This is a genomic window from Marinobacter halophilus, from assembly GCF_003007685.1.
GTDB classification, from domain to species: Bacteria; Pseudomonadota; Gammaproteobacteria; order Pseudomonadales; family Oleiphilaceae; genus Marinobacter; species Marinobacter halophilus.
Window position 1 is genome coordinate 49,337 of record NZ_PXNN01000005.1, and the last position, 14,965, is coordinate 64,301.

Here is a 14,965-nt window from a genome sequence, read left to right on the forward strand (position 1 = left end):
CGTTTTGTGCAGCTAGTGCGCTATCCATTCATCATCCGCATCCGGCAGGGCTTCATGGTCACCAGGACATCCACCCGTTTGAACAAATACATCAGCGAGAGCGGGATGTGTTCCCGGCGGGATGCAGACCGCTACATCGAGCAGGGTAATGTCCACATTAACGGCCAGCGGGCTCAGGTCGGTGATCAGGTGCTGCCCGGCGACACCGTCAAGGTGAACGGCCAGTTGGTAGAGCCGCGGGATGAGGAGGATCTGATCTTCATCGCCCTGAACAAACCGGTGGGGGTGGTCAGCACCACCGACAGCGCAGAGAAGGACAACATCCAGCGGTTTGTCGGCCACAGCGAGCGGATTTTCCCCATTGGCCGTCTGGATAAAGATTCCCAGGGGCTGATTTTTCTTACCAGCAACGGCGATCTGGTGAACAAGATCCTGCGGGCCGGCAATAATCATGAAAAGGAATATCTGGTCACCGTCGACAAACCAGTGACGAAGGAATTTGTTGCGGGCATGAGCAACGGCGTGCCGATTCTTGGCACGGTGACCAAGCCCTGCCAGGTGGAGCAGGTGTCTCGTTTTGTCTTCCGCATTATCCTGGTACAGGGCCTGAACCGGCAGATCCGGCGTATGGCTGAGTATTTTGGCTATGAAGTGACCAAACTGGAGCGGGTGCGGATCATGAATGTCAGCCTGCGCGGACTGCCAGTGGGAGCCTGGCGCGATCTGAACGAACAGGAACTGGCCACGCTGTTCGATGCGATCCGTGATTCGTCCTCCGAGGCTGCGGAGGCGCCCGCAGGCAAGCCCCGTAAAAAGCCAGGGAATAAGCAAGGCCCCCGTCAGGGCGCTGGCGGCAAACCGGCGGCCGGGCGCGGCGGCAAAGGTCCGGGTAAGGGACAGGGTAAAGGTAAAGGGTCCGGAGCGGTGGGGGTCGGAAAGCGGCCAGGCCGGCCAGCAGGTAAAGCCGGTGGTGGTCCGAAACCGGGTGGTCGGCCGGGCGGCCCAAAGGGCAAACCGTCGAAATCGCGTAAGCCTTCCATCAAGCGTTAGTCGAAACTGCAGGCGTTTGTTTTTGCGGTAAATAGGTCCTCTTCCTTACGGCATGACCGGCCCGAAGGCGCTATGCTCACCGGCCATAATTCATTGCCGGATTTGCCCGAATGCTCGACACGTTTTTCGCCACTTACCTCAGCAGTACCATCCGTTTTCTGTTCCTGCTGGCACCGTTTTTTGTGGTCACCATGTTCCTGGCGCTTACCCGCGGCCAGCCGGCCGCCGAGAAAGCGTCGATCATCCGCCGGGCCTGTGTTTCGGCGTTCATTCTGGGTGTGGTGCTGTTCTTCGCCGGTCCGCTGCTGTTCGGCGCCATCGGCATTACCCTGAATTCCTTCCGGATTGGTGCCGGCAGCCTGCTGTTCCTGACCGCGATCAGCCTGGTCACCAGCGGCACCCGCAACCACGCCACCGGCTTGCCGGAAGAAGATCGCGATGACATTGCCGTGGTGCCCCTGGCCATTCCGGTGATGATCGGCCCGGCTACCATCGGTGCCATCATGGTGTACGGCGCGGAATTGAAAGCCGTGCACGAAGTGGCTGGCGGTTTGTTGGGGCTGATGTCGGGCCTGCTGATCCTGGCGGTGTTGCTGCGGTTGTCGAGCTACCTGGAAAAAGTGCTGGGTACCACTGGCCTGAACATCATGTCCAAGATCAGTGGCCTGATCCTCTCCGCCATGGCCGCAGAAATAGTGCTGACCGGCATCGCCGGCTTTGTTGCAAGCACCCAGGGCGCCTGACAGAATCCGGTTTTCGGTTTGCCACCAGGATACCTATGCCCGCCAACACCATTGAGCACAACCGCAGCCGGTTCAACTTCGAGGGCATCGACGCCATCTGGTTGTTTGGTTACGGCTCGCTGATCTACAAGGTGGATTTCCCGTTTCTGGAGCAGCGGCCGGCGGCGATTCGCGGCTGGGCCCGGCGGTTCTGGCAGGGCTCCCACGATCACCGGGGCACACCGGAGGCGCCGGGCCGGGTGGTGACGCTGATCGAGCAGCCCGGCGCAGTGTGCAGGGGCATGGCGTTCCGGGTGTCGCCCAAGGTGTTCGAGTATCTGGATGTGCGGGAAAAGAACGGCTACCTGCGTTTCAGCACCCGGATGACCTTTGACGACGGCAGTCATGCCGACGGCCTGGTGTATATCGCCACCGAGGACAACGAGGCGTTTCTGGGCGAGGCGCCGGAAGCGGACATTGCCCGCCAGATTGCCCTGGCCTCTGGCCCCAGCGGCCCCAATTCCGACTATCTTCTGCGCTTGGCGGAATCGCTCAGAGCGCTGGGCGATGACTGCACCCATACCTTTTCCATTGAGACCTACCTGAAAACTCAGGCATCAACGGGTAGTTGACGGACTTTCCGGTGTTCCGGATATTCCCGGGTGGCGGGGTTAAAGCCCCTCGCCGGTGAACGGCGGCGGTGGTGCAGGCCAATCAGCACCAGCGGCACCACGATCATCAGGCTGCCGGCCAGGAACCATAAATCCGGCACCTCGCCAAACCAGATCCAGCCAATGGCGACGGCCCAGATCAGCCCGGTGTATTCGGCGCTGGTAACCTGGTTAGCCGCCACTTGCCGGTACGCCAGCAATACGGTGATGTTGTAACCCAGGATGAACAGGGCTGAGCCGGCGGCGCTGAACAGCAGTTGCGGGCTCCAGCTGGCGCCCTCCCACCAGGCTAGCGCCGCGGCGGCCGGCACAATCAACACGTAGTTCAGAAACAGTTTGTGCACGGTGCTCTGGTGTTTGGGCAGCTGGCGCACCATGACGGCGTTGATGGCGAGGGCAAAGGCCGAACCCAGTGCAGCTATGGCTGCCCAGTTGAATTCGACGGGCCGCAGGATGACGATGATGCCGGTGAAGCCGCTGAACACCGCGATCACGCTCAAAGGCGTGAGTTTTTCGCGGAACAGGAACACAGACAGCACCATGACCAGGATGGGGGCGGCGTAGAAAATGGCGTTGGCAGTGGCCAGGTGCAGGTTGGTGAGGGCGATGACCATGCACACCATGCCCGCCAAGTGAATGTGGGCGCGCAGGGCGTGGACTTTGAAGCCGCTGAACAGGTTCTGGCGATCGAGTTGTTTGGCCAGGGGCAGCAGCAGGGCCAGGGTGATGACGCAGCGCAGCAAGGCAAACTGGAACACCGGGGCATCGGGTTCAAGGAGTTTGATGAAGACGTCCGAGATCAGGGCCATGGCGTTGCCGATGACCAGCAAAAGGATCGCGCTGTTGATGGTTTTGCCTGACACTTCTTTGCTCCTGTTGTTGCTTGTCTCTGGCTTCGGTGCAAGAGATGCCTGGCCAGGTTGCTTCCGAAAACCGCTGCGAGTACATCCATGTACGCTTGCTTTCCGCCATCCATGGCTCCAAGCATTTTCGGAAGCAACCTGGCCAAGCATCTCCTTAAGCTGTGAGTGGGAGTCTATCTGTGCTTAACTATCCGATAAAATGATCATTATTCACCCACTATTAGAAAAATAGATAATGAGACTGCCCCCCCTCAAAGCCCTGCCTGTGTTTGAAGCCGTCGCCCGGCTGAACAGTTTTTCCCAGGCCGCTGAAGAACTGGCCATCACCCAGAGTGCGGTGAGCCACCAGATCAAACAGCTGGAAACCTATCTGGGCGAGCGGCTGTTCTGGCGTTCCGGCCGGACGGTGACGCTAACCGATGAAGGCCGGCAGTATTTTGATGCCATCGGCACCGCGCTGATGCAGATTGAACGGGCCAGTGAGCAGTTGCTGGGGCATGAGGAGTCGCGGATTCGGTTGTCGGTGTTCAGCTCGTTCGCGGTGCGCTGGCTGGTGCCACGGTTGCCGGAGTTGCAGCGGTTGCATCCCCAGATTGATCTGGCGCTGGAGATGAGCAGTGAGAACCCGGTGTTGTCGGATCGGGTGGCGGATTGCTTTATCACCATCCACACCGCGCCCCCGGCTTACAGCTATGAGCTGTTGTATACCGAGCGGCTGTTTCCGGTGTGCAGTCAGGATTACTGGCAACGCATCCGCCGGGAGTTGGGCCGGGATGTGGAGCCGGAAGGGTGGGGCGAAAAGCCGCTGTCGCCGGAGGACGTTGCGCGCTTTCCGCTGTTATCGACCCACAGCATCTTCGATAAAGCCGCCGGCGACTGGCAGGCGTGGTATCGGGATGTGAACGCGCCCTTGCCGCCGGGTGCCCGGGTTCAGCACTTCAGTCACATGCTGTTGGCGCTGGAGGCGGCGCGGTTTCATCAGGGCATTGCCCTGACCAACGATTACATGTTGAGTACCCGGAAGGATTCGGAGGATTTTGTCCGGTTGCCCACCCACTCGGTGGTGACTGGTGACAAGTTCTACTTCGCCTGGAAGACCAGCCGTCGGCAGGAACGTGGCATTCAGACTTTGCGGCGGTGGTTGGTGGACGAGGCGATTCGTGGGGGGCTTCGTGGTGAGTAGCCTGATAGTTTGGTGGAGTGAGTAGTGCGGGGCTCCTGTCCGGAAAACGCTCGAGCCATCCCTGGGCGCTTCTGCTCCGCCATCCATGGCTCCGCAAATTTCCGGACAGGAGCCCCACACACCCTCACGAGCACAAAACCAGACGGCTAGGAGTCCGAACCAGGCCTCTCGACAACCTTGCGCTTGCCTTTGGCACCCTTGGCCAGCGCTTTCAGGCCATCGGCATCGAAGGCATCGACCCGGATGACATCGTACAGCGCGGTCAGCGCCTCCTCCAGTTTCGGACACTCGTCGGCCTTGACGATGCCCTGGGCACAGGCCCAGTCCACCAGCTCCTTGCGCTGATGGCCCATTAGCAAGTCAATGCCGCCCAACTCATCCTCGTCACGGTTACGAATTGCATCGTGCAAGCGATGGCGCACCTCTGCAGTCTCATGGGCCAGCTTATAGGCATTCAGTACCCGGCCCAGCGAATCTTCAGGGTCCGGATTCACGAACGTGCCGCGACTGACCCGCTCGCGCACCGGCTTGTCCTCCACGATCGTCGCCGCTACCCGCGCACCCAGTCGATCATCCGGGCCGTTCAGGCCGGTGGCGCCGAGCGGGAACACCAGCAACCGCAGTGGCCAGCGCAGAGCCGGCACCGGGAAGTTGATGATCGCCTCACGCATGGAATCCTGCAGGTCGTGCAGGCAGGTTTGCAAACTCCATTCCACCAGATCCCGCTGGTCTTCCGGGTAGCCCTCTTCGTGCCACTGTTTGATCACTGCGGTGGCGTAATATAGATGCACCAGACAGTCCGCCATCCGGCCAGACAGGCGTTGACGGGCTTTCAGGCCGCCGCCAACGGTGAGCAGGGTTACGTCTGTCATCAAGGCAAAAGCTGCCGAGAACCGGCCCAGCTGACGGTAGTAGGTCTGGATCTCGCCATGCCGTGGTGCCGTCTCCAGCCAGCCTTTGCTCAGGCCCAACACAAACGCCCTCAGGGCGTTGCGGGTGGTGTGGGCCAGATGGCGGTAGAAGATGCCGTCAAACTTCTTCGCAGCCTTGTCCTGGTCTTCCATGCCTGCCGCTTCGATTTCCTCGACAATAAACGGATGGCAACGGATTGAGCCCTGGCCGAAGATCATCAGGCTGCGGGTCAGAATGTTGGCGCCTTCCACGGTGATGCCGATAGGCACCGCCTGATAGGCCCGGGCCAGGAAGTTGCGGGGGCCGGTGATGACGCCGCGGCCGGCCACCACATCCATGGCGTGGTTGATCACTTCGCGCATCAGGTCGGTGTTGCGGTATTTCAGCACGGCGGAGGGCACCGCCGGGCGCACGCCCCGGTCCAGCATGCCGACGGTGAGCAGGCGCGCGGCGTCCATCATGTAGGTATAGCCGGCGATGGGCTCCAGGGCTTCCTGTACGCCTTCAAACTGGCTGATGGAGCGGCCGAATTGTTCCCGGGTATAGGCATAGGAACCGGTGGCCAGGCTGGCCAGTTTGCCGGCGCCGGTGCCCAGCGCGGGCAGAGAGATGGAGCGGCCGATGGAGAGGCATTCCAGCAGCATGGTCCAGCCCCGGCCGAGCATGTCCTGGCCGCCGATGACCTGGTCCATGGGAATGAACACCTCGGTGCCCCAGGTCGGGCCGTTCATGAATACCGTGTTCATCGGCAAGTGGCGGGCGCCGGCGTTCACGCCGTCGGTGTCGCGAGGCACCAGCACACAGGTCACGCCGATGTCATCCTGTTCACCGAGCAGGTGGTCCGGATCATAGACCTTGATGGCGAGGCCAATCAGCGTGGCGACCGGCGCCAGAGTGATGTAACGCTTGTTCCAGGTCACTTTCAGACCCATCACTTCCTGACCGTTCCACTGGCCTTTGCAGACGATGCCTTTATCCGGAATGGCGCCGGCATCGGAGCCGGCTACCGGGGAGGTCAGGGCAAAGCAGGGCACCTCGTCACCACCAGCCAGCCGGGGCAGGTAATGCTGCTTTTGCTGGTCGGTGCCGTAGTGCATCAGCAGTTCGCCCGGGCCCAGAGAGTTGGGCACCATCACGGTGACCGCCGCGGAGACACTGCGGGTGGATATCTTCATCACGATTTCGGAATGGGCGGTGTTGGAGAAGCCCAGGCCGCCGTCTTCTTTGGGAATGACCAGGCCGAAGAAACCCTTGCTGCGGATGAATTTCCACACCTTGTCCGGCAGGTCGTAGTCTTCGTGGGTGATCTTCCAGTCGTCCAGCATCTTGCAGAGCTGTTCCACCGGGCCGTCCAGGAACGCCTGCTCTTCGCTGGTTAAATGAGCCGGCGCCGCATCCAGCAGCTTGTCCCATTCCGGTTTGCCGGAGAACAGCTCGCCATCCCAGTCCACGGAGCCGGATTTCAGGGCTTCGGCTTCGGTGTCTGACAGTTTGGGCAGGCGGCCCCTAACCCAGCCGAGCAGTGGGCGGCTTAACTTGTCCAGGCGCAGGTCGCCCGGCAGGGTGATCAGCAGCGCCAGTGCCAGCAGCACGCCACCAATCAGAAAACTCAGGATATGCCAGTCGTCCTGTACCACGCCTATCAGGGTAGCGACGGACATCACGATGGCAGCGGTTTTGCCGCCAATGCTGAAATAAATCAATACCAGGGCACTGATCACAAGAAGCAGAACGCTCATAGGCAGACCTCCATATCACTCATTACATCAGGCAGATTTGCTTCTAACCATCGGCCAAAGTTTATGCAGTTGCAAGCAAAACACGGGTTTGAACCAAGCCATGAGACATTGTTTGATGAATCATTCACAAAATCTTTCAAAACAAATAAATCCATTCTTTCTATTAATCGTAATCCTTGCCACGAAACAAATATCTGGAGTGTTGTCATGATGGGTCCGTTCACTGTAGCAAAGCGCCTGGCGTTGGGGTTCGGGCTGATCGTATCGTTAATGGTATTGATCAGTGTGGTTGGTAATAATCAGGTCGGTTTCATCGACAGAACCCTGACTTCGGTTAACGAAGGCGCATCGCTCAAACAACGTTACGCCATCAATTTCCGTGGCAGCGTTCATGACCGGGCGATTGCCGTGCGGGACGTGGTTTTGGTCAACAGTGATTCCGCGCTCCGTGAACAACTACGGATTATCGATGACCTGGTGGTTATGTATCGGGATAACGCGGCCGACATGGCGCAGATGTTTCGTGACCAGGGTGCAACCGATCAGGAGCGGCGGTTGCTGGGCGCGATCGAGGCAATCGAGCAGAGAACGCTGGCGCTGACCGCCGAGCTGCTGGAGTTACGACGGGCGAATAACCCGGAGCAGAGCCGGCAGTTTTTACTCGAGCAGGTATCCCCTGCCTACAGCGAGTGGCTCGGTCGTGTGAACGCCTTTATCAATTATCAGGAAAACTCGGTGGCTTCCGACCTGGACGAAGTGCGCGCCGCTGCCAGTGGCTTCAATATCACGATTCTCTCGATTACCGGTTTTGCAGTGCTGTTCAGCGTTATAATCGCCCTGGTGATTATTCGCAAACTCAAGCGCATTCTCGGCGCGGAGCCGGAAGAAGTGGCAGGCGTAATCCGGAACCTTGCAGATGGCCAGCTGGATCAAACCCTGACCACCCGTTACCCGGAGAGCGTGATGGGTGCACTGGTGGATACCATTGAGCAGTTGACCGGCATTATCAGTGAGGTTCGGTCGGCCTCGGAAGAGCTGTCGTCGGCTTCCACTCAATTAGAGAGCACCTCAGACAACAACAGCAAACAGATCCGGATGCAGGCGGCTGAGGCGGAACAGATGGCCGCTGCGGTCAATCAGATGGCGGCGACGGTCAACGAAGTGGCCGGTTACGCGGCCAGTGCGGCAACGGCGACCCGTAAAGCGGATGCCGAGGTAGAAACCGGTAATCAGGTGGTGCAGCAAACCGCCACGTCGATCACGGAGCTGGCGGACAAACTCGAAGAGGCAGCCGCCTCGGTCAATCGGGTTTCCCAAGACAGCAGTAACATCGAGAAGATCATTGAAGTGATTAGCAGCATTGCCGAACAGACCAATCTGCTGGCTCTGAACGCCGCCATTGAGGCCGCTCGTGCCGGTACTCACGGCCGTGGCTTTGCGGTGGTGGCCGATGAGGTGCGTTCGCTGGCGTCTCGTACTCAGGATTCCACTCGTGAGATTCAGGACATGATCGGCCGGTTGCAGGCGGGGGCCGGTGAGGCCGCCAGTGAAATGCAGCGCAGCCGTGAGCGGGCCCGGGTGACGGTCGAGAAGACCGCGGAAGCCCAGACCGCGTTGGTGAAGATTCGCGAAGAAGTCGCGTCTATCAATGACATGAACGCTCAGATTGCCAGCGCTGCGGAAGAGCAGAGTGCCGTGGCTGAGGAAGTGAACCGGAACATCGCCCGGATTCACGATGGTACCCTGGAAACCTCGGCCGGGTCTGATCAGGTAGCGGCGTCAAGCCGCGATCTGGCGGTCCTGGCCGGTCAGCTGCGCTCCCGGGTCAGTGTGTTTCAGCTCAAAAACTGAGCCCGATAGTCAGTAAAGCCAGGGTAGACAGCAATACGGCAACGTTGATGCCGAGTATCTGGTTGAGTTGGTCGGGTTTGGTGAGGGCGCCTGGCAGTCTCAGGCTGATCCAGAGTGAGCCCGGCAGAGTTAGCAGGGCAAGCAGGGTCAGCGGTGGCAGAATGTGGGTAAGCACAGCCGCGATGACCAATGCATAACTGGCCAGCAAAAGCGCTGACACCAGCCTGGCCGCAGTGATCGGCCCGAGTGTAATCACCAGATGCCGCCGACCAATTTTACGATCGGCGTCGGCATCCGGAATTTGGTTGATCAGCAACAGTTCACTGACCAGTAACAGTGCTACGGTGGCGCAAACAAGGGCGGTGGCATCCAGTTGCGCACCCAGAGCGATCAGGGCACCCAGTACCATGACCGGACCAAAGCCGATGCCGGGCGCCAGCAAGCAAAGCCAGGGCGAACGGGTAATCCAGCGGGTGTAGGTGAGCACCAGAACGATGCCGGCGGCGCCCAGGACAAACATAGGCAGGCCCCGGAGCCAGAGAAAATACACGCCGATGGCAATAACCAGGCCCAGTGTGCCAAGGCCCGCCCAGAGTACGCCGCGCGCCGCCGAAGGCACTTCCGGCAGGGCGCCACTGCCGCCGGAAAACGGCGTGCGCCGGGTGATCATATCGAGGCCAGAGGTGAAGTCTTCGTATTCGTTCAGCAGATTGACCGCCGCATGAGCCAGCACCGCGCCTACAAATACCAGCAGGGTGTCCAGCAGCGCCGGCGATTGTCCCTGTTGCCAGGCAATGGCTAAACCCAGCCCTACGCACAGAGGGGCGAGAACCAGAAAATTGGGGCGGGAAGCGCGAACAACCGCAATCGTTTCAGACATCAATCATTCTTCCTTGTGGTTTGAAAGCGGCTCACACATAGCCGGCGGCGAACACCAGTCCGAGGACAATCGGCATAACCACCAGACTGCCAAGGTTGCTCAATAATACCAGTGACGCTACCTTTTGGGGTTCCTGCTGATATTGTTCAGCCACCATATAATTGAGCACGGCCGGTGGCAGCGCCGCGAACACCCACAGGCTGGCGACCTGCAGGCCGGGCAGCTCGAGCAGGGCAATCATCGGCCAGGCCAGCAACAGACCGCTGACCGGGCAGGCGATAGCGCCGATCATGCCCAGTTTCCAGTCGCTGAAATCGACATCCAGCATGCGCACACCCAGGGCAAACAGCATTAGCGGAATACATACGCCCCCCAGCATATTCAGGGTTTCCAGCAACCAGCCGGGCAGGGCCACGCCGCTGAAATTCACAGCCAGGCCAGCAATACTGGCAAACACAATGGGCAGGCGCAGGCGTCGAAGGATGGACGTGTGCGGGTCGAGCATGTAGAGGCCGACAGAAAAGTGCAGCAGCATTTCCACGATGAACAAGACAATGGCCGCCGGCAGGGCTGCTTCGCCAAACGCCAACACCAGCACTGGAATGCCCATGTTGCCGGAGTTGTTGAACATCATGGGCGGCAGGAAGGTTTTCAGGTTCAGGTTCAGAATGCGCGCCAGCGGGTACAGAACGATGCCGGAGCCCAGCACCACCACCGATGCGGCCAGTGCCAAGCCGCCATACTCTTGCAGGGGCGCTTGCTGGTCGGCCAGTACCGCAAACACCAACATGGGTACAAACAGTTCCATGTTCAGAATGTTCAGGCCCTGGATATCCGGCGTTCGGTAACGGCCGTAGAGGGCGCCGCAACCGGCGATCAGGAACACCGGTAGCATCGTGGACAGTATTTGGGCGATCATAAAAGCTTCCGCAGCGGGCCGTTCTGAGAGCGCACAGGTTCGCAATACCTTAAGAATTCAGCAAGTAGCAGTTGGTATCGTTGAAGGAGAATGCCTGTGGCCACAGAGTTTGACCAGTCGATCATGCGGGAACAGACCAGTTCCGTGAAATTCGATGCCCGCCAGGCGGTGTTCGGCCGTGATGATGTCATCCCGGTGTGGGTGGCCGACATGGACTTTGCCGCCCCGGAAGCGGTGACCGCCGCGCTCAAAGCCCGGGCCGAGCACCCGGTGTATGGCTACACCCTGTTTCCGGAGAGCCTGTATCAGTCGATAATCGACTGGTTTGCCGTCCGCCATGACTGGCATATTGAGCGGGACTCGATACTGATGGCACCCGGTGTGGTGCCGTCGCTGCATGCCGCTTGTCTGGCTTACGCTCAACCCGGCGAAGGCGTAATTGTTCAGCCACCGGTGTACCCGCCTTTTTTCAGTTCGGTCCGCCACACCGGGCGAGAGGTGATCGAGAATCCTTTGCTTCAGGATAGCGATACCGGCCAATACCGAATGGATCTTGACCACCTTGAGCAGTGTGCATCCCGGGCCAATGCCCGAATCCTGATGTTGTGTTCGCCCCATAACCCGGTGGGCCGGGTCTGGTCCGAGGCTGAATTGAGCGCCGTGCTTGATATTGCCCGCCGCCATGGTCTGGTGGTGGTGTCTGACGAAATCCACTGCGATCTGATCTACCCCGACAAACAACCGCACCGGATGCTGGCCACTCTGGCGGGTCCGAACGATGCCCTGGTGATGGCGGTGGCACCGAGCAAGAGCTTTAATATGCCCGGCCTGGGCCTGTCTGCGCTGGTGATTGCCGATCCGGAACGGCGCCAGGCCTTGAAGGCGGTGTTTGATTCCATGCACCTGCCCCAGTGCAATCCGTTCAGCGTGGCCGGCTTTGAGGCTGGTTATCGTCATGGTGCGGAATGGCTGGATCAACTGATGCAATACCTGCAGGGTAACCGGGATTACGTGATGCAACAGGTGGCATCGAGGTTGCCGGGTATCCGGGTGTCGGCGCCGGAGGGTACTTACCTGATGTGGCTGGATTGCCGTGAACTCGGGCTGGACGCCGCAGCATTGAAATCGTTTTTCGTTAAGGACGCAGGCGTCGGTATGAACCCGGGTGGGTCTTTCGGCGAGCAGGGAACCGGCTTTATGCGGCTCAACATCGGCTGCCCCCGATCCGTGCTTGAGGAAGTGATTGCCCGGATCGAGGCAGCGCTGGCGTCGTTATAGCCCTGGTTGCTGGGATTGCTGAATGGAGCAGTGATCCTCCACCAGTTGCCACTGAGGCGGCTGTTTGACGCCAGGCATATCGCCTGTGGTTTCCTCAATCGCTTCCCAGACTTGTCCGCCATGGCTGGCCATCTCGCCTTCGGCGTAGGTTCCGGCGAATCTCCATTGTTCCGGACGTTCACAAACCTCGGCGGCATCACCGGAGCGTGTTACGCCCTGATCCGCATCGGCGGCATCAAAAGGCTGCACGCGTTGTTCGTTGTTACTGCTGCAGTCCGGTGTTGTGTGCAGGCGTTTCCAGTCAAAACTGATGCCGGGTTCCTTGCCCTGGTGAACCTCCCGGGACTCAAACCAGCTGTCGCTGTGATAAACCACAGACCCTGCCGGATAGTAGAACGTTTCTGTCCATGTGTGGTCTTCAGGATCACAGTCTTCTGCAGACGCTAACGCAGGCATCCCGAATGCGAGAATGATCAGCAGCAGGCCAAAGATTCTGTGGACTGGCCCTTGAGTGGCTTTCATCATGTTTATCTCCTCTGTGTGCCTGGCTCGGAAGTTAATACGTGGCTTGTCGGCGCCCGGTTCGTGTGGCCAGTATCAGGCCGGCCAGAATAAGCCCACCGCCGATCACATGAAACACGCCCAGCGACTCGCGAAGGAATATGCCTGCCAGTATGGAAGCAAACACCGGTGTCAGGTACATAAAGATGGCAGCCCTGGCCGGGCCAATTTCGTGTACGCCGTGATTCCAGAATGCGTAGGCAAGGATACCGGGGAAAATCGCGAAATACAGTAGTGGCATGGCCGTATCCTGGGTCAATTCAAAGCCTCCGGAGAAAAGCAACACATCTGCAAGGTAGAACGGCGAAATTACCAGGGTGCCCAGCAGGATCTGGGTGGTCAGGAAGGTCAGTGCCGGCAGAGGCACGGCCTGGCGCCTCAACAGGACCGAAAACAAGCCCCAGCTGAACACCGCCGCGACCATGATCAGGTCGCCTGGCTGCGCTTCAAGCCCGGTCAGTACCGAGATATCTCCCCGGGCAACCACGGTCAGTATGCCGGCAATGGCCAGAGCGATACCCAGGGCCTGAATGGGCCGGGTGCGGTCGCCAAGCAGAACCCAGGCCAGCAAAGCGACAAAAATGGGAATGGTGGCATTGATAAGGGCAATATTGGTGGCGGTGGTGGTAATGGCAGCGTAATACAGCAGGGAATTGAACGCGGCTACGCTGAAGGTGGCCAGTGCCAGCATCGAGCCAAAGCGATCCCGTATTACCCGGCGATGACGCCACATGCCCGGAAGCCCGACTGGTAACAAAATGACCAGGGCAATTACCCAGCGCCAGAACGACATGGACAAGGGCGGGATGAACTCGACGGTGGCCCGGGCGAGCACAGCGTTGCCGGCCCAGAACAGCGGTGTAAGCACCAGCCCGATATAGGCCATGCCCGGGATTCGGGAAAAGATTCCGGCGTTTTCCGCAGGCACGGGCGCTCCTGTGCGTCAGATGCTGTCAGGTAAAACACCTAGCATACTACTCCTCCGGTACTTCTGCCTCCGTACCTATGTGGTAGGCCGCAAAACCGGCCATCACCACCTGATCGACCGCCATGCCAATGATCCGGCCGCTGGAGCTGGAGTGAATCGGATATTGTGCGTTGGTGATTGGATCAGCCACATAGCCCAGGATTTCGCCCTGAGATACGTAATCGCCCAGGCCAATCTCACTGAACAGAATGCCGCCATGCTGAGCCCGCACCCAGGTGGAGTCGTAGTACACCGGTTCCGGGTCGCCCCAGACAAACATCCGTGAAATCATGCCGTGCTTGTCCATCAGGCTGTTGAGGCTGTTGACGCCGGCCTCAATCTGATGCTCCTGAATCCGCAGCGATTCGCCGGCTTCCATGGTGACCGCGCGGATGCCCACAGCAACCGCGGCAGAACGCAGCATGCCGGGTGACCCGCTGCTGTGGACCACCGCCATCCGATCAAAGCCCCGGGTAAACTGCGCCACGTCCGGGTTGTTCATATCCGCCCGAAGCTGCGGCAGGTTGGTACGTTTGAGTGACCCGGTATGAATATCGACCAGCATGTCACAATGGCGGATGATGTTTTCGAACAGTGAGTAAGCCACCCGATCCGCCAGATTGCCCGCTTTGCGCCCGGGGAAGTAACGGTTCAGATCCCGGCGGTCAGGCAGGTAGCGGCTACCCTGCTGAAATCCGGTGAGGTTGACGATGGGTACGCCGATAACCCGGCCACTCAGTTTCTCGGGGTTCAGGTCATATATGGCTCGTCGAACAATTTCGATGCCGTTGAGCTCATCGCCATGGATAGCGCCGGTCAGGCACAGCGTAGGCCCGGCATTGATGCCGTTAACCACCAGTACCGGTGTAACCTGCGATAATCCCGCAATCTGTATTTGGGGCGACCATGACAAACGGGTGGATGTGCCTGGCCGGATGTCCGTGCCCAACAAAGAGAAACTTTCGGCCAATGCCGGCTCTGTGGTACCGGCGGCATCAGGCTCTGAGGGTTGGCCTGGTTCGTCAGCGACCACGGGCAGGGGGTCGGCCAGGTCACTTTCCGTAAGGGCTTCTGGTTCAGGCAGCGGCGCGACCTCTTTCAGATCAATGTTCGGAGCAATTTTTCGGGTGGCGGGCACCGCCAGTGTTTCAGCCTCCACCGGTTTACCATCCGAATCTGCCTGATTGGTCCCGGATGCCGGCACTTCCTGCGTCTTTTTCACCGTGTCTTTGCTCTGGGACGCGCCGCGCCGTGGCTCGGATCGCACCACATCTTCAACGTTTTCATCTTCGGCGAGCTGGGCAATCAACATTGTTCCGGACGGTTCATTCTGATTTGCCCAAGCGGCGGCCGGTAGAGTGGCCGCTAA

Annotated in this window: 13 protein-coding genes; 6 read left to right on the plus strand and 7 right to left on the minus strand. The window is 59.5% G+C overall.

The features are described from left to right. Positions 1-54: 54 nt before the first annotated feature. The 3 genes from rluF (at position 55) to C7H08_RS03530 (ending at position 2,404) form a co-directional block, all read left to right on the plus strand. Positions 55-1,050 (plus strand): 23S rRNA pseudouridine(2604) synthase RluF, encoded by a 996-nt coding sequence (gene rluF, locus C7H08_RS03520; protein WP_106670497.1) that lies wholly within the window; start codon positions 55-57, stop codon positions 1,048-1,050. 110 nt (positions 1,051-1,160) lie between these two features. Beyond that, complete coding sequence (locus tag C7H08_RS03525; protein ID WP_106670398.1) at positions 1,161-1,793, plus strand: MarC family protein; 633 nt, start codon at positions 1,161-1,163, stop codon at positions 1,791-1,793. Between the two features lie 35 nt (positions 1,794-1,828). Beyond that, positions 1,829-2,404, plus strand: a complete 576-nt coding sequence (locus C7H08_RS03530; RefSeq protein ID WP_106670399.1) for a gamma-glutamylcyclotransferase — start codon at positions 1,829-1,831, stop codon at positions 2,402-2,404. On the opposite strand, the gene C7H08_RS03535 is transcribed toward C7H08_RS03530, so the two are convergent. Continuing rightward, positions 2,383-3,306 carry a DMT family transporter gene (locus tag C7H08_RS03535; protein ID WP_106670400.1) on the minus strand — a complete coding sequence of 308 codons (924 nt, stop codon included), beginning with the start codon at positions 3,304-3,306 and terminating at the stop codon, positions 2,383-2,385. The genes C7H08_RS03530 and C7H08_RS03535 overlap by 22 nt on opposite strands. A gap of 235 nt (positions 3,307-3,541) precedes the next feature. On the opposite strand from C7H08_RS03535, the gene C7H08_RS03540 reads away from it, so the two are divergent. Further along, entirely contained in the window at positions 3,542-4,489 is a 948-nt protein-coding gene (locus C7H08_RS03540; RefSeq protein ID WP_106670401.1) for a LysR family transcriptional regulator, read from the plus strand. Positions 4,490-4,635: 146 nt separating this feature from the next. Here the strand turns inward: C7H08_RS03540 and C7H08_RS03545 are convergent, their stop codons facing one another. Continuing rightward, positions 4,636-7,140 carry an acyl-CoA dehydrogenase gene (locus C7H08_RS03545; RefSeq protein WP_106670402.1) on the minus strand — a complete coding sequence of 835 codons (2,505 nt, stop codon included), beginning with the start codon at positions 7,138-7,140 and terminating at the stop codon, positions 4,636-4,638. Positions 7,141-7,347: 207 nt separating this feature from the next. On the opposite strand from C7H08_RS03545, the gene C7H08_RS03550 reads away from it, so the two are divergent. Then, on the plus strand, positions 7,348-8,991 hold the full coding sequence (locus C7H08_RS03550) for a methyl-accepting chemotaxis protein (protein WP_106670403.1): 1,644 nt from the start codon (positions 7,348-7,350) through the stop codon (positions 8,989-8,991). Here the strand turns inward: C7H08_RS03550 and C7H08_RS03555 are convergent. Continuing rightward, on the minus strand, positions 8,981-9,871 hold the full coding sequence (locus C7H08_RS03555) for a prenyltransferase (RefSeq protein ID WP_106670404.1): 891 nt from the start codon (positions 9,869-9,871) through the stop codon (positions 8,981-8,983). The genes C7H08_RS03550 and C7H08_RS03555 overlap by 11 nt on opposite strands. Before the next feature lie 31 nt (positions 9,872-9,902). After that, a complete protein-coding gene (locus tag C7H08_RS03560) occupies positions 9,903-10,790 on the minus strand; it encodes an AEC family transporter (protein WP_106670405.1) in 888 nt (295 codons plus the stop codon). A gap of 96 nt (positions 10,791-10,886) precedes the next feature. Between C7H08_RS03560 and C7H08_RS03565 the strand changes: the two genes are divergently transcribed. After that, positions 10,887-12,068 carry a MalY/PatB family protein gene (locus tag C7H08_RS03565; RefSeq protein WP_227663182.1) on the plus strand — a complete coding sequence of 394 codons (1,182 nt, stop codon included), beginning with the start codon at positions 10,887-10,889 and terminating at the stop codon, positions 12,066-12,068. Here C7H08_RS03565 and C7H08_RS03570 read toward each other — a convergent pair. The 3 genes from C7H08_RS03570 to C7H08_RS03580 are packed head-to-tail and all read right to left on the minus strand — an operon-like array spanning position 12,063 to position 14,908. Continuing rightward, a complete protein-coding gene (locus C7H08_RS03570) occupies positions 12,063-12,593 on the minus strand; it encodes a nucleotidyl transferase family protein (protein WP_106670407.1) in 531 nt (176 codons plus the stop codon). The two genes, C7H08_RS03565 and C7H08_RS03570, sit on opposite strands and share 6 nt — an antisense overlap. A gap of 31 nt (positions 12,594-12,624) precedes the next feature. Continuing rightward, positions 12,625-13,557, minus strand: a complete 933-nt coding sequence (locus C7H08_RS03575) for a DMT family transporter (RefSeq protein ID WP_227663181.1) — start codon at positions 13,555-13,557, stop codon at positions 12,625-12,627. Positions 13,558-13,603: 46 nt separating this feature from the next. Next, positions 13,604-14,908 (minus strand): M14 family metallopeptidase, encoded by a 1,305-nt coding sequence (locus tag C7H08_RS03580; protein WP_227663180.1) that lies wholly within the window; start codon positions 14,906-14,908, stop codon positions 13,604-13,606. Positions 14,909-14,965: the final 57 nt, after the last annotated feature.

Coding starts and splice junctions, on each gene's coding strand:
- C7H08_RS03570 (WP_106670407.1), bottom strand. CDS start 12,593: ATGATGAAAGCCACTCAAGGGCCAGTCCACAGAATCTTTGGCCTGCTG.
- C7H08_RS03545 (WP_106670402.1), bottom strand. CDS start 7,140: ATGAGCGTTCTGCTTCTTGTGATCAGTGCCCTGGTATTGATTTATTTC.
- C7H08_RS03530 (WP_106670399.1), top strand. CDS start 1,829: ATGCCCGCCAACACCATTGAGCACAACCGCAGCCGGTTCAACTTCGAG.
- C7H08_RS03555 (WP_106670404.1), bottom strand. CDS start 9,871: ATGTCTGAAACGATTGCGGTTGTTCGCGCTTCCCGCCCCAATTTTCTG.
- rluF (WP_106670497.1), top strand. CDS start 55: ATGGTCACCAGGACATCCACCCGTTTGAACAAATACATCAGCGAGAGC.
- C7H08_RS03560 (WP_106670405.1), bottom strand. CDS start 10,790: ATGATCGCCCAAATACTGTCCACGATGCTACCGGTGTTCCTGATCGCC.
- C7H08_RS03550 (WP_106670403.1), top strand. CDS start 7,348: ATGATGGGTCCGTTCACTGTAGCAAAGCGCCTGGCGTTGGGGTTCGGG.
- C7H08_RS03525 (WP_106670398.1), top strand. CDS start 1,161: ATGCTCGACACGTTTTTCGCCACTTACCTCAGCAGTACCATCCGTTTT.
- C7H08_RS03540 (WP_106670401.1), top strand. CDS start 3,542: ATGAGACTGCCCCCCCTCAAAGCCCTGCCTGTGTTTGAAGCCGTCGCC.
- C7H08_RS03580 (WP_227663180.1), bottom strand. CDS start 14,908: ATGTTGATTGCCCAGCTCGCCGAAGATGAAAACGTTGAAGATGTGGTG.